The organism is Gemmiger gallinarum, from assembly GCF_014982805.1.
GTDB classification, from domain to species: Bacteria; Bacillota; Clostridia; order Oscillospirales; family Ruminococcaceae; genus Gemmiger; species Gemmiger gallinarum.
Genome location: NZ_JADCKC010000002.1, coordinates 247,367 through 261,417 on the forward strand (window position 1 = coordinate 247,367; position 14,051 = coordinate 261,417).

Below are 14,051 nucleotides of genomic sequence, written 5' to 3' on the forward strand. Positions count from 1 at the left end.
ATTTTCGGTTTTGGCGGCAGGTCAGATGCGTTTCAGCAGTATGAGAAGCAGCTGCCACAGCTCATGGCGCAGCAGAAATGCCGCCAGCTTTCCGCGCAGGCCGATCCCCGCCGGCGGATTCAAAATACTGCTGTGGGCCAGCGGTTCGGCCAGCATGCCGCGGGTATATTTCAGCTGCGTCTTTCTGTCCGGGGCATAACCGGCGATATAGCGCAAAATAGCCAGCACCTTGCCGTGCTGCCATCTTTGAAAGGCTTCCTCCTCTGCCGGGTCCAGACTGTCCGGGCCGTGGGGGTGAAACAGATCGTACTGGATCTTCATGAGAGGGACTTCATCCTCGCAGACCCCGGTGTAAAAGCGGTGCATGGCCGAGCCGTCCGTCTGCCGGTAGTGGTACAGCACCTTGCCGCACAGCGCGATCTCTTTGCAATGTTCCAGATACGCCGCCACAAAGCAGGCATCCTCCCCCCGGCGCATCTGCTCGGGAAAGATTGCCCCCGACCGGCGCACCAGATCGGTGACGTACAGCTTGTTGTAGACCCAGTTGGTATACAGGTTGGCCGCATATTTTGACGGAGTTGTGCGCAGCTGCATGGCAGAGATCCGCGCTTCTTCCGGGCAGAGGATCTCATCCGCATCCACTCCGCAGACAGCCAGGTCGGATTGCCGCATTGCCTCCAGCAGGCAGCTGAGGTAATCGGGCTCGATCCAGTCATCCGCGTCCACAAAGGTGAGATATTCGCCCTTGGCTGCCCGGATGCCCGCATTGCGCGCTGCGGAAACGCCGCCGTTCTCCTGATGGATGACTCTTACGCGGGCATCCGTCGCTGCGATGGCATCGCACAAGGCCGGACAGCCGTCCGGGCTGCCGTCATCCACAAGAAGCAGCTCAAAATCCCGAAAGGTCTGTGCCAGGATACTGGCTGTGCAGATCCGGAGATAGGGCTCCACACAATAGACCGGGACGATCACTGTGATCACGGTGTTTTCTTTCCTTTCAGCAGTTTTTTCAAAAGGGTCTGGACTTTTTTTCTGAGCTGATAATCCACCGCATGTACCAGGGGATACCACGTTTTCCCAAACAGCTGGTACAGCCTGCGGTCCCTCCGCTCTCCCCGGCTCAAACACACCGGCTCCTCGGCCAGCGGGCATTGCGCCCATGGACTCTGTGCATATATCTGCTGCCAGAGTTTGCCGTCCGGGTCTGTGGAATTCCGATACCACGGGCGCACGATCAGCCTGCAGCTGTTGTAGTGGACAATGACCTTTTCGGTCTCGCACAAATGTACTTCCGCAGCGGAAAAGGCTGTCATCTTCCTATCCTCCAGAAGAAGGCGAAGTCCCCCCAGATACAGTACACGGAACCAGGTGCTGCAGTTATATTTCAGCGGCAAAAACCGAATCTGATTCAAAAACATCAGATTGAGAACATCCTGGTCTGCCATTTCATACACTTTGCCCGGCTGCATCAGGTCTGTGATCCAGTTTCTCGGACCGGAATTTCTCCATGCATCCAGATCAAACAGGATCATGCCCGCGTTGACATACCGCGCCTGTTTTTGCAGCCCCAAATTTGCCTTGTACTGTGCATTGACACAGTCCTCCACCGCGGCAATGATATTGCCGTCCAGGTCGATATGATACAGTTCCGACAAATCCCCGGCCGCCAAGGTGTCGCCGTCCAGGTACAAAACCCGGTCCACTTCCGGCGGCAGCAGTTCCGGCAGAAACAGCCGCGCCCAAGTCACATGGGACGGAAAATCTCCCCAGGCCTTTTGCCCGATGGCGCGGATCTGCTGCATCTGCCGGTCAATATCAATAAAACCAATCTGCGCGCCGCCGCGGTCTGCGATCCGCTGCAGGGTATCCCGATTTTCCGGGGTGATGCCGCCGTCCAGAACAAAAAAGCAGATGGGCCGTTCCCGTGTCGACTGCAGCACCGACAGCATACTGACTCCCGTCAGCATGCTGAAGTTATTATCAGCTGCATAGCATACATACATTGCGTTTCCTCCGGTTTCGGGAATCTGGTCCCGTAATATTCTGAAGTACTTTTCTGCACACAGTCTGATACCGACCGCAAAACTGGTTTATTTATTATACCATTTTTATTTTGTCCTAACAACAGAGAAACGCGGCTGTATCCCGTTCATAGTACGAAACACAGCCGCGCTTTTCTCCATAGAAATCAACTTTTTCAGCTGAACATGACCACGTCCTGCACCGGTGCCTTGGCGGGCTCCACAGACAGGGCGGTGAGCACCGGGCCGGTGGCGTCGGGGGTCTGGCCCTTATAGATGGGGTGGAACTTGACGTTGACCTTGGCGGTCACGGTGATCCAGTCCCGCTGCTTCAGCGCCTTGTAGGCGTCATACCGGCAGGGGAAGCCGACGAACTGGATATCCTGCACGCAGCAGGTCATGGCGAACCGGCCGGGGACAAAGCTGTTCTTGCCCGCCCGGGAAGTCTGGCAGACCTGGGCCAAAAACTTCACCGTCTTGCCGTCATACTTCTGCATGTCGTCCATGCAGTCCATATACCAGACGCCGAAGCATTCTTCCGGGATGTCGATGACCGGGGCGTTGACATCGAAGGGCAGCGGGTCGGGGATGTCGTCGTAGGCCACCGAGCCGTTGGCGAACTCGTAGGCAATGTCGCAGCGGCGGCTGGCCTGACGCACCAGCTTGTGGATGAGCTGGCGGCTCTCGTCGTCGTTGACCTGCTCGGCACGGTTGACCACCAGCAGCTCGCTGACCCGCAGCTTGTCCAGCAGCAGCGAGCGCATGGCGTTGTCGCCGGCGTAGGTCTTGATGGTGGTGCCGTCCGCCGTGGCCAGGCACTGATAGATCAGCCAGTTGTCCGGCATGGCATCCACCAGGTCCTGGATCAGCCACATACCGTTGTATTCCACGACCACACGGCCGCAGCCGCTCTGGGCGGCCAGTTTTTCCAGATTCTCGCGGGTGAGTTCGCTCTTGTCCTCCAGCGTGGCCACCGTCACGCCGCCGAAGCCGAACTTGTCGGAGTCATACTCCTCCTCGCCTTCCTCGCAGACCAGCAGCAGCGTCTTGTCCCCCGAGTCAAATTGGGGGTCCTCCATGGTTTCCTGGATAAAGCGGGTCTTGCCGCTTTCCAGCATGCCTACAAACAGGTATACCGGGATTTGTTTTGCCGCCATAGCAGCCTCCTGTATCTTTTCTGTGTGATTCCATCAGACACCGAACAGCTGAGCCACGGCGTCCTCCTTCAGTTCGGAGCCGATGACGCACAGCTTGCCGGTGACATCCGGGGTGGTCTGGCGGATCTCGTGCTCGCCGGGGACCATGTCGAACTCATACCAGGTATTGCCACCGTCCACAATGCCCTTGGCGCGCAGGATCTGACCGTACTCGCCGCTGTCCAGGGCGGTGAGGGCATTTTCCAGGTCCTCGCGGGTGAAGCGACGGGCCGTCTCCCGGCCCCAGCTGGTGAACACTTCGTCGGCGTCGTGGTCGTGATGATGGTGGCCGCAGCTGCAGACGCCGTGCTCATCGTAGTGATGCTCATGATGATGCTCGTGCTCCTCATGATCGTGGTCATGGTGGCAGCACTCGTGATCATGGTCGTCGTGGTCATGATGGCAGTGGTCGTGCTCGTCGTGGTCCTCGTGATCATGGTCTTCATGGTCATGATCGTGGTGGCAGCAGCACTCCTCGCCGTCATGGTCGTGGTGATGGTGATGATGGTGGTGCTCCTCCTCACCGGCATGGGCCTGGTTGGAGGCAGCGGCCTCGGCCAGCAGCTCGGCCACCAGGTCGCGCTTGCCGTCCATGACGGCCACGATCTGCTTGCCGTTGAGGGCCATCCAGTCGGTGGTGACGATGGTGGCGGTGGGGTTCTTCTCCTGCAGCATGGCCACGGCAGCGGCGATCTTGTCCTGGGATGCCTTGCCGGTGCGGCTGAGGATCAGGCAGGAAGCGTGGCTGACCTGATCGTTGTAGAACTCGCCGAAGTTCTTCATATACAGCTTGACCTTGTTGACATCGGCCACAGTGACAAAGCTGTTGAGCTCCACGGGCAGGGTCTCGGCCACGCCCTCCACGGCGCGAGTGACATCGGACAGCTTGCCCACACCGGAAGGCTCAATGAGGATGCGGTCGGGATGGTAGGTCTCCACCACCTTCTTGAGGGCCTCCCGGAAGTCGCCCACCAGGGAGCAGCAGATGCAGCCGGAGTTGAGCTCGTTGACCTGAATGCCCGCCTCCCGCATGAAGCCGCCGTCGATGCCGATCTCACCGAACTCGTTCTCGATGAGGACCAGCTTCTCGCCGCCGAAGGCCTCCTGGATCAGCTTCTTGATGAGGGTCGTCTTGCCGGCGCCCAGAAAGCCGGAGAAAATATCAATTTTGGTTTTGGTCTGTGCCATGGTTGTCTACCTCTATTTCTCAACGTTGGGGATGCTTCCCCGTGGATTAGCAATCTTGGTTTTGAACTGCTAATACCATTATAACAAAGTCGTCAAGGGGGTCCGGGGGGCTTTTTCGGGCGTATTTTTGAACTTTTTGCAAAATTTTTCCCGGCCCGCGCGTATGAGATAATATACTGTTTGCAGAAATTCCCGCCCCGCCTTTTGCAGCGGGACAGCCGGAAAGGAGCCGACCGCCGTGTACCGTATCTTTGTTGTGGAGGACGATCCCGTCATTGCCCGGGAGGTGAGCCGCCATCTCATCGCCTTGGGCTACGAGACCGCCTGTGCCGAACAGTTGCAGGACATTCTGCCCCAGTTCACCGCCTTTGCCCCCCAGCTGGTGCTTCTGGACCTGTCGCTCCCCTACCACAACGGCTATTATTGGTGCCGGCGTCTGCGGGAGGTCTCCGACCTGCCCATCCTCTTTCTCTCCTCGGCGGCGGACAACCTGAACATCGTCACCGCCATGGACCTGGGGGCCGATGACTACATTCCCAAGCCCTTCGACCTGGAAGTATTGGCCGCCAAGGTGCAGGCCATTCTGCGCCGGGCCTACGCCTACGCCAAACCCGCCGATCTGGTGGACTGCGGCGGCGGGGCGGTGCTGGACCTGGGCACCGGCGTGGTGAAAAACGGGGAGCTCTCCGCCGAGCTGACCAAGAACGAGCTGCGCATTTTACAGACGCTGCTGGCCCGCCGGGGACACACCGTCTCCCGGGACACCCTGATGACGGCGCTGTGGGCCACCGACTGTTTTGTAGACGAAAACACCCTCACCGTCAATGTGGGGCGGCTACGCAAAAAGCTGGAGGCCGCCGGGCTGCCGGGGCTGATCCATACCAGAAAAGGGGAGGGTTACTGCATCCCATGAGCCGATTTGCTGCCTATCTGTATACCCAGCGGCGGGCGGTGATCCTGTGGGCGGTGACGGCGGCGGTGACCGGCGCCGTCACCAACCTCTACGGCCTGCCCTTTGAGCCCTTCGGCTACGCCATGGCGCTGTCGGGGGTGGCGGGCATCATCCTGCTGGGGGCGGGCTATCCTGCCTATGCCCGGCGCTGCCGGGACGCTGAACTGGCCGCCGAGACCCCCGGCGCCTGCCCCGACCTTGCCCCGCCCGAGGGCGGCCCCGACGGCCTGGAGGCCGCCTACCAGCAGAGCCTGCGCGCCCTGGCCGACTCCCACGCCCGGCGGGACCACCTGGCCCGGGAGCAGCGGGACGACCTGCTAGACTACTTTACCATGTGGGCCCATCAGGTCAAGACGCCCCTGGCGGCCATGCGGCTGCTGTTGCAGGGGGAGGAAGCCCCGCCTAGGGCGGAGCTGGAGCGGGAGCTCTTTGCCACCGAGGGCTACGTGGGCATGGTGCTGGGCTATCTGCGCCTGGGCAGCGATCAGAACGACCTGGTGCTGCGCCCCACCGCCCTGGACCCGGTGATCCGGGCGGGAGCCCGGCGCTTTGCCCGGATGTTCATTCTGAAAAAACTGACCCTCTGCTACGAGGGCACCGACGCCCGCCCCGTCACCGATGCTAAGTGGGTGGGGTTCATTCTGGAACAGCTGCTCTCCAACGCGGTCAAGTACACCCCCGCGGGCGGCCGGGTCACCATCGCCGCCGACGGGCGCTGTCTGTCGGTGACCGATACCGGCATGGGCATCCGGCCGGAGGACCTGCCCCGCATCTTTGAGAAGGGCTACACCGGCTGCAACGGCCGTGTGGAGCAGACCTCCTCGGGGCTGGGGCTCTACCTCTGCGCCCAGGCAGCCAAAAAGCTGGGCTGCACCATCCACGCCTCCAGCACGCCGGGGCAGGGCACCCGGGTGGAGCTGCTCTTTCCCCCTGAGCCGCCGCTCTACGAGTGACGGTCCCGCCTCTCTGACAGCCAATGTGACAAAACTGTTAGGTACGCCCCGGGCTTTGTAAGGTACATCCATGGCGGCAGACCCCCGCCGGGCGGTACACTGGATGGCAGGATGGAGGAACAGGGTCCCCTCCGTCCGCCGAACAAAGGATACCGCCCCGCCTTTCGTTTCCCGCGGGGCCTTTGCAAAAGGAGCATGTACCATGTCATTGCTGGAGATCAGCCATCTGCAAAAAATCTATTCCACCCGCTTCGGCGGGGTCAAGGTGGAGGCGCTGTCCGATGTGAGCTTCACGGTGGAACAGGGCGAGTACCTGGCCATCATGGGCGAGTCGGGGGCAGGCAAAACCACCCTGTTGAACATTCTGGCCGCCCTGGACCGTCCCACCGGCGGCTCGGTCTGCCTGAGCGGCCGGGACATCACCAAAATCAGCGACCGGGAGCTGTCCGCCTTCCGCCGGGATCACCTGGGCTTTGTCTTTCAGGACTTCAACCTGCTGGACACCTTTTCTTTGAAGGACAACATCTTCCTCCCCCTGGTGCTGGCAGGCACCCCCTACCGGGAGATGTCCCTGCGGCTGGGGCCCATCGCCCGGCAGCTGGGCATTGCCGAACTGCTGGACAAATACCCCTATGAGGTCTCCGGCGGCCAGAAGCAGCGTGCCGCCGTGGCCCGGGCCCTCATCACCCGGCCGGAGCTGGTGCTGGCCGACGAGCCCACCGGTGCCCTCGACTCCCGCTCCTCCGAGAGTCTGCTCCACCTCTTCGGCAAGATCAACGAGGCCGGGCAAACCATCGTCATGGTCACCCACAGCGTCAGGGCCGCCAGCCATGCGGGACGGGTGCTCTTTCTCCGGGACGGCCAGGTCTACCACCAGCTCTACCGCGGCGGCATGAGCACCGAGTCCATGTTTGCCCGCATCTCCGACACCCTGACCGCCCTTTCGGGAGGTGAGCAGGATGAATAAGCTGGGGCTGTACCTGCGCCTTGCCACCCGCAACCTCTTCAAAAACCGGCAGTATTACGGGCCGTTCTTCCTCACTGCCGCCGGGTGCGCTGCCATGTGCTACATCATGCGGTTCCTCGGCTACAACGATCTGGTGTCCACCATGCGGGGCTCCGCCTATGTCCAGCTGATGCTGGGGCTGGGCAGCTTCATCATGGTGTTTCTGGTGGTCTGGATCATGTCCTACGCCAACGGCTTTGTCATCCGGCGCCGCACCAAGGAGCTGGCCCTCTACGGCATTCTGGGCATGGAAAAGCGCAATGTGGGCGCCGTGCTGGGGCTGGAGACTTTGTTTCTCTATCTGGCCGGCACCGCCCTGGGGGTCTTCGGCGGGGCGCTGCTCTCCAAGCTGGTGCTACTTTTGCTGCTGCGGCTGGTCCGCTTTGAGGTGACCATGGGCTTTTCCTTCAGCACGGCGGGGGCCGCCGAGACTTTTGCCGCCTTTGCCCTGCTGTTTCTCTTTCTCTATCTGCGCAACCTCCGTGTGGTGCGCAAAACCAGCCCCATCGAGCTGCTCCACACCGGTTCCATGGGTGAACGGGAGCCCAAAAGCCGCATTCTGCTGGCCCTCTTCGGGCTGCTGACCCTGGCGGGAGGCTATGCTATTTCCTTCTTCACCACCAACTTCCTCTTTGTCATCCTGCTCTTTTTTGCGGCGGTGGCCCTGGTCATTGTGGGCACTCACTGCCTGTTCGGGGCAGGCAGCGTGGTGGTGCTCAAGGCCCTGCGCAAAAACAAGGCCCTCTACTACCGGCCCCGGAATTTCACCGCCATCTCGGGCCTCATCTACCGCATGAACCAGAACGCCCGGGGCCTGGCCAACATCTGCATTCTGGCCACCACCGTGCTGGTCAGCGTGGCCACCACCGTCTGCCTCTATGCCGGCACCGGGGAAACCATCGAGAAAATGTACCCCAACGACCTGACCCTGTCGGTCAACTTTTCCGACGACGGTCTGACCCAGGAAAACGCGGACGCCTGGGAGGCTCCCATCCGCCAGGCTGCCGCCGACCACGGCGTCACCGACGGAGAGATGGAGAGCTTCTACCTCTTTGCCTTCGGCGCTCAGGCTGCGGCGGGCAACGTCTACACCCCTGCCCTTTCCGCCGAGTCCCAGACCGCGGACACCCCCAACCTGCTCTTCATGACCGCCGACGATTACAGCCGTCTCACCGGGCAGACTGTCACTCTGGCCGAGGGGGAAATCCTGGCCCGGGGGCTCTACGATTCCACCGACAGCCTTACCATCGGGGATACCACCTACCATGTGGTCGGGGAGGCGGAGGAGTTTCCCGCTGTCAACGGCGGCTACAGTCCCTGCACTGTCTGCATTGTGGTGCCCGGCACCAACACCCTGGTCAACCTGCGGGAAATGCTTGTGCAGGACAGTGAATATGCTCCCACCGTGCGGCGCTACCTCAACCTCAACACCGACAAACTGGACGCCGCTGCTATAGACGAGTGTGCCAACGCTCTGGAGGCCGCCGCCAACCCCGCCCCCTCCCCCGACTGGCTCACCTCCCGGTCCTACGTCTACTCCCGGGAGGGTATGCGGGCGGAGCTCTACAACATGAACGGCAGCTTTGTCTTTCTGGGCATCTTCCTGGCCATCATGTTCACCATGGCCACCGTGCTCATTATCTACTACAAGCAGCTCAGCGAGGGCTACGAGGACCGTGACCGCTTCGTCATCCTGCAGCAGGTGGGCATGAGCGCCGACGAGGTCCGCAGCACCATCCGGGTGCAGGTGCTCATGGTCTTTTTCCTGCCCCTGGTCATGGCGGCGGTGCATCTGGCCGCGGCCTTCCCCATTCTCATGCGCATGGTGTCGGCCTTCGGCGTGACCAACACCAGACTGTTCCTCCTCTGCTGCCTCATCACCCTGGCAGGCTTTGCCCTGTGCTATGTGGCGGTCTACGCCATGACATCCCGCAAATATTACAGCATCGTCAAGCGCTGAATCCCCGTTTTCCCGTCCGGAAGGGGCGGACCTGTCCAGGCAGGCCCGCCCCTTTCCTTTGCCCGGCCCTCCATTTGACCTTTTGGCAAAACGTGCTACAATACAGACAGAAAATCAGCCGGGGCCCCCTTGCGGCCCTGTTTCAGAAAGGAAGGGTTTCCCTTGACGACCAACGAAAAGATTGCCGCCCTGCGCGCCGCTGCTCAGGCGGCAGGCGCCGACGGCGTCATCCTCATGACCAGCGACCCCCATTCGGGGGAGTATCTGCCCGCGCATTACTGCAGCCTGACCCATTTCTCCGGCTTTACCGGCGAGAATTCCACCCTGGTGGTCACCGGGACCGGCAGCGCCCTGTGGGTGGACGGCCGCTTCTATGTCCAGGCGGACAAGCAGCTGGCCGGTACCGAAATCCAGTCCATGCATGCCGGCGCGGCGGGTGTCCCCACCGTGGAGGAATACCTCAAGGCCAACGTTCAGGCGGGCCAGACCTTCGTCACCGACGGCTCCTGCATGCCCACCAAGGTGTTTGAACAGTACCGGAATACCCTGGCCTCCTGCGGCGCAGCCCTCAAGAGCCAGGACGTGGTCAGCCCCCTCTGGGCCGATGTCCGCCCCGCCCTGCCCGACACGCCCTGCTTTTTGCTGAGCCGGGAACAGACCGGCGCCACTGCGTCGGAAAAGCTCACCGCCGTGCGCGCCGAGCTGAAAAAGGCAGGGGCCACCGCCCTGGCCGTGACCCAGCTGGACTGCGTGGGCTGGCTGCTCAACCTGCGGGCCCACGACCTGCCCTGCACCCCCCTGGCCATCGCCTACGCTTTCGTGACCATGGACAGCTGCACCCTCTTTCTGGCCCCCGGCCGTCTGTGCGACGATGACGCCGACGTACTCACCGCTCAGGGTGTGGAGATCCGCCCCTACAACTCGCTGCTGGACTTTGTCCGCGGCCTGACCGGCAAGGAGACGGTGCTCATCGCCCCCGAAGCCACCAACTACGACCTCTACGCTGCCCTGGAGGCCAACCCCGCCCTCACCGTACTGCCCGGCACCGACCCCATCACCGCCCTCAAGGGTGTCAAGAACGAGGTGGAGCTGGCCAACCTGCGGGAGTGCCACATCCGGGACGGCGTGGCCATGGTCCGCTTTGAGATGGACCTGGAGCAGGCTCTGGCCGAGGGCAAGCCCCTGCGGGAGTGCGACATCGACACCATGCTGCACCGCCGCCGTGCCGAACAGCCCGGCTTTGATGAGGAGAGCTTCGGCACCATCGCAGCCTACGGCCCCAACGCGGCCATGATGCACTATCAGGCCAGGCCCGGCGCCGACAGCCCCATCGAGCCCCACGGCTTTTTGCTGGTGGACTGCGGCGGCCAGTATGACTGCGGTACCACCGACATCACCCGCACCTACCCGGTGGGCCCCCTCACCGACAACGAGCGCCGCTACTACACCTGGACGCTGCAGAGCCACATCGGCATTGCTCAGGCGGTTTGGCTGGATTACTGCACCGGCTTTGCTCTGGACAGCTTTGCCCGGGGTCCTTTGTGGAAGCACAGGATCAACTACCGCTGCGGCACCGGCCACAGCGTGGGCTTTATGTCCAGCGTCCATGAGGGCCCCCAGAGCCTGCGTCCCAACAACCCGGTCATCTTCCGTCCCGGCATGACCATCACCGACGAACCCGGCGTCTACGAGACCGACGAGGTGGGCATCCGTATTGAAAACGAGCTGGTCTGCGTGGACAAGGGTGAGAACCAGTACGGTCACTGGCTGGGCTTTGAGCCCATGACCTTTGTGCCCATCGATCTGTCCCCCGTGCTGGTGGACGAGCTGACCCGCAGCGAGATCGACTGGATCAACGCCTACCACAAGAACGTCTATGAGGTGCTGTCTCCCCGCCTGACCGACGCCGAGCGCAGCTGGCTGGCCGCCAAGACCGCCCCCATCGCCCGGTAACGGCCTTTTCCCCGCACAAAACAAAAAATGCCGCCCCGGCAGCCTGAACACACAGGCCGCCGGGGCGGTTTGTTTATATCGTATGCACGTATGCGGGGCGGAGGTCAGCTTTCCGCCGTGGAAACCAGATACTTGTAGATCTGGGGTTTGTACTGTTCATACAGGCCCATGGACTCGTACAGGTCCTTGTAATACTTGAACAGCGAGGCCCGGGTGGTCACCACATTGATGGGGTTGAGGGCGGTATGGCAGATGCTCTCTTTATTTTGCAGATAGTTGTACACCGGCACCGCCAGAGCGTAGAACCGCTGGGCATAGCGGATGAAGCTGAGGTTAAAGTAGAGGTCCTCGCTCCAGTTCAGTTCCTCACTGCAGATAACGTCCTCATGCTCCCGCACGATGTCGGCGCAGTAGAGCTTGTTCCACATGACGCCGTAGTAGAAGGAGGCCGGCTCCTGCATCAGGCCCCTGGCGAACTCCGCCTTGGTCATGAAGCCCTCGGGCAGAAAGCCGAAGGTCTTGACCCGGTCGTCGGAGGGCATGAGCCGCTCCATGGTTTCGTCGAACTTTTCCCCCAGGGCGGTGTCCCGCACCGCCTTGGGCAGGCTGGGCTTTTCCGGCGGGGGTGTGACCCGGTTGTAGTGGGCAATGACCAGGTCGGCCTGGTGCTCCTCCGCCTTTTCCACCATGAGCCGGGTAGCGTCGGGCTGCAGGGTATCGTCGGCGTCTACAAACTGCAGATACTTGCCCGACGCCAGCCGCAGTCCCAGATTGCGGGTGGCCGCCACGCCGCTGTTGGGCTTGTCCACCAGCAGAATGCGCGGGTCCACTTTGGCATACATCTCACATACCTGCAGGCTGACATCCTTGGACCCGTCGTTGACCAGCAGGATCTCCAGATTGGAATAGCTCTGCTTGCGGATACTCTCGACGCAGCGTGCAATATGATTTTGGGCGTTGTAAATGGGCACGATCACACTGACAAGGGGCTGCTGTGCCATAGGGCTCCTCCTCCCACAAAATCCGGCCGGAACACAATGTCCGGTGTTTCCTTGTTCATTCCTGTTTTCTATCATATCGCATTGCTCTGAAAAAAACAACGTGGTATACTGATTCTATTCGTCATTCATTTACCGCGGTTTTCACCGCCCGAAGCCGGTTCTGCCGGCAGCACAGGAGATCATCTATGAAAGAACATATTGCCGAGCTGCGCACGCTGGAGCGCAACCTCTACGCCTATAATTATGCCCTGGGGCTCATGACCTATGACGAGGCCACCGCCGCCCCCGCCGAGAGTGCCGAGGGCCGGGCCGAAGCCGCCGAGGTTTTGAGCCGTGCCCAGTTCAACACTCTGGTCCAGCCCTCCACTGACGCCCTGCTGGACGCCGCCGAAGCCGAGGCCGACACCGAACAGGAAAAGGCCGAGGTGCGGGAGCTGCGCATCAGCCTTGACCGCATCCGTCCCATCCCCGCCGATGAGTACGCCGCCTTCACCCGCCTGACCCAGGAATCGGTGTCGGTATGGGGCAAGGCCAAGCGCAGCAACGACTTTTCCCTGTTCGCTCCCTATCTGGAAAAGCTCATCGCTGCCCGCCGCCGTCAGGCCTCCCAGATCGCACCCGACCGGGACCCTTACGAGGTGCTGCTGGACCAGTTTGAGCGCGGCCTGACCATTGAGCGCTGCGATGCTTTCTTTGCCCAGCTGCGGGCTGCCATCGTGCCCCTGCTCCAGGCCATCGCCGACCACGGCACCCCCGTGCGCACTGATTTTCTGGATCAGGACTGGCCCATCGAGGGTCAGCGCGTTCTGGCCAACAAGATCATGTCCCTGTGGGGGTTGGACCCCGCTCACTGCTCTCTGGCCGAGAGCGAACATCCCTTCACCAACGGCTTCAACAGCAAGGACGTGCGCATCACCACCCATTACATGCCCCGGGATATGCTGTCCAGCCTCTACTCGGTGGCCCATGAGGGCGGTCATGCCTTGTATGAGCTGAACGTGGACCCGTCCCTCAATTATACCGTGCTGGCGGGCGGCTCCACCATGGGCCTGCACGAGAGCCAGAGCCGTCTGTTTGAGAACATGGTGGGCCGCAGCCGGGGCTTCATCCATCTGATCTGGCCGACGCTGCGCACCCTCTTCCCCGCCCAGCTGTCCGGCGTCAGCGAGGAGGAGCTCTACCGCGCCGCCAGCCGTGCCGAGCCCAGCCTGATCCGCACCGAGGCAGACGAGCTGACCTACGGGCTGCACATCATGGTCCGCTATGAGCTGGAAAAAGCCCTGTTCCACGGGGAGCTGTCGGTCTCCGAGCTGCCCGCCGCCTGGAACGCCAAGTACAAGGAATACCTGGGCGTGGATGTGCCCGACGACGCCCACGGCGTACTGCAGGACATCCACTGGTCCTGGGGCGAGTTCGGCTACTTCCCCAGCTACGCCCTGGGCAGTGCCTACGCGGCCCAGGCCATGGCCAGCCTTGCCGCCGAGATGGACCTGGACGCCATGCTGGCAAAGGGCGACCTGACCCCGCTCAAGACCGCCCTGACCAATCGTCTGTGGCAGTACGGCTGCATGAAGGAGCCCGCCTGGCTCATCGAAAACCTGTGCGGCGGCACCTTCGATCCCAAATATTACATTGAGTATTTGACGAAGAAATATTCCGAACTGTATTCTCTGTAAATACTTGCCGCTCTCCCCGGGGTTGACAGACTGTTCCCCGGCTGGTACAATCGTGGCATTGAAATCATTTGCCGCCGGGCAAACGCCTTTTCCCTCTCTCGCAGGCCTTTAGAAGAGAGAGGGACAAGGCGTTTTTTTGTGCGGC

11 protein-coding genes are annotated in these 14,051 nt (G+C 61.6%); 6 read left to right on the forward strand and 5 right to left on the reverse strand.

Annotated elements, in window-relative coordinates; translation table 11 throughout:
- Nucleotides 1-21 precede the first annotated feature (21 nt).
- The 4 genes from INF35_RS06765 to INF35_RS06775 form a co-directional block, all read right to left on the reverse strand.
- A complete protein-coding gene (locus INF35_RS06765; RefSeq protein ID WP_328740536.1) occupies nucleotides 22-981 on the reverse strand; it encodes a glycosyltransferase family 2 protein in 960 nt (319 codons plus the stop codon).
- A complete protein-coding gene (locus INF35_RS13785; RefSeq protein WP_235983153.1) occupies nucleotides 978-2,003 on the reverse strand; it encodes a glycosyltransferase family 8 protein in 1,026 nt (341 codons plus the stop codon). The genes INF35_RS06765 and INF35_RS13785 overlap by 4 nt, the downstream gene beginning before the upstream one ends.
- A 194-nt stretch (nucleotides 2,004-2,197) precedes the next feature.
- Nucleotides 2,198-3,178, reverse strand: coding sequence for a TIGR03943 family putative permease subunit (locus INF35_RS06770; protein ID WP_193500878.1), 981 nt, complete (start codon nucleotides 3,176-3,178; stop codon nucleotides 2,198-2,200).
- A 33-nt stretch (nucleotides 3,179-3,211) separates the two neighbouring features.
- A complete protein-coding gene (locus tag INF35_RS06775) occupies nucleotides 3,212-4,405 on the reverse strand; it encodes a CobW family GTP-binding protein (RefSeq protein WP_193500880.1) in 1,194 nt (397 codons plus the stop codon).
- Nucleotides 4,406-4,643: 238 nt separating this feature from the next.
- Between INF35_RS06775 and INF35_RS06780 the strand changes: the two genes are divergently transcribed.
- The 5 genes from INF35_RS06780 (at nucleotide 4,644) to INF35_RS06800 (ending at nucleotide 11,229) form a co-directional block, all read left to right on the forward strand.
- Nucleotides 4,644-5,318: a response regulator transcription factor gene (locus INF35_RS06780; protein WP_193500882.1), complete on the forward strand. Its 675-nt coding sequence runs from the start codon at nucleotides 4,644-4,646 to the stop codon at nucleotides 5,316-5,318.
- A complete protein-coding gene (locus INF35_RS06785; RefSeq protein WP_193500884.1) occupies nucleotides 5,315-6,310 on the forward strand; it encodes a sensor histidine kinase in 996 nt (331 codons plus the stop codon). The genes INF35_RS06780 and INF35_RS06785 overlap by 4 nt, the downstream gene beginning before the upstream one ends.
- Nucleotides 6,311-6,512: 202 nt before the next feature.
- A complete protein-coding gene (locus INF35_RS06790; protein ID WP_193500886.1) occupies nucleotides 6,513-7,277 on the forward strand; it encodes an ABC transporter ATP-binding protein in 765 nt (254 codons plus the stop codon).
- The gene (locus tag INF35_RS06795; protein WP_193500888.1) at nucleotides 7,270-9,276 is read left to right on the forward strand and encodes an FtsX-like permease family protein; all 2,007 of its coding nucleotides are present in this window, start codon (nucleotides 7,270-7,272) and stop codon (nucleotides 9,274-9,276) included. Before INF35_RS06790 ends, INF35_RS06795 begins: the two co-directional genes overlap by 8 nt.
- A 162-nt stretch (nucleotides 9,277-9,438) precedes the next feature.
- The gene (locus INF35_RS06800) at nucleotides 9,439-11,229 is read left to right on the forward strand and encodes an aminopeptidase P family protein (protein WP_235983154.1); all 1,791 of its coding nucleotides are present in this window, start codon (nucleotides 9,439-9,441) and stop codon (nucleotides 11,227-11,229) included.
- A 104-nt stretch (nucleotides 11,230-11,333) separates the two neighbouring features.
- On the opposite strand, the gene INF35_RS06805 is transcribed toward INF35_RS06800, so the two are convergent.
- Entirely contained in the window at nucleotides 11,334-12,230 is an 897-nt protein-coding gene (locus INF35_RS06805) for a glycosyltransferase family 2 protein (protein WP_193500890.1), read from the reverse strand.
- A gap of 185 nt (nucleotides 12,231-12,415) precedes the next feature.
- Here INF35_RS06805 and INF35_RS06810 point away from each other — a divergent pair, with 185 nt between their 5' ends.
- Nucleotides 12,416-13,906, forward strand: coding sequence for a carboxypeptidase M32 (locus tag INF35_RS06810; protein WP_193500892.1), 1,491 nt, complete (start codon nucleotides 12,416-12,418; stop codon nucleotides 13,904-13,906).
- The last annotated feature ends 145 nt before the right edge of the window (nucleotides 13,907-14,051 follow it).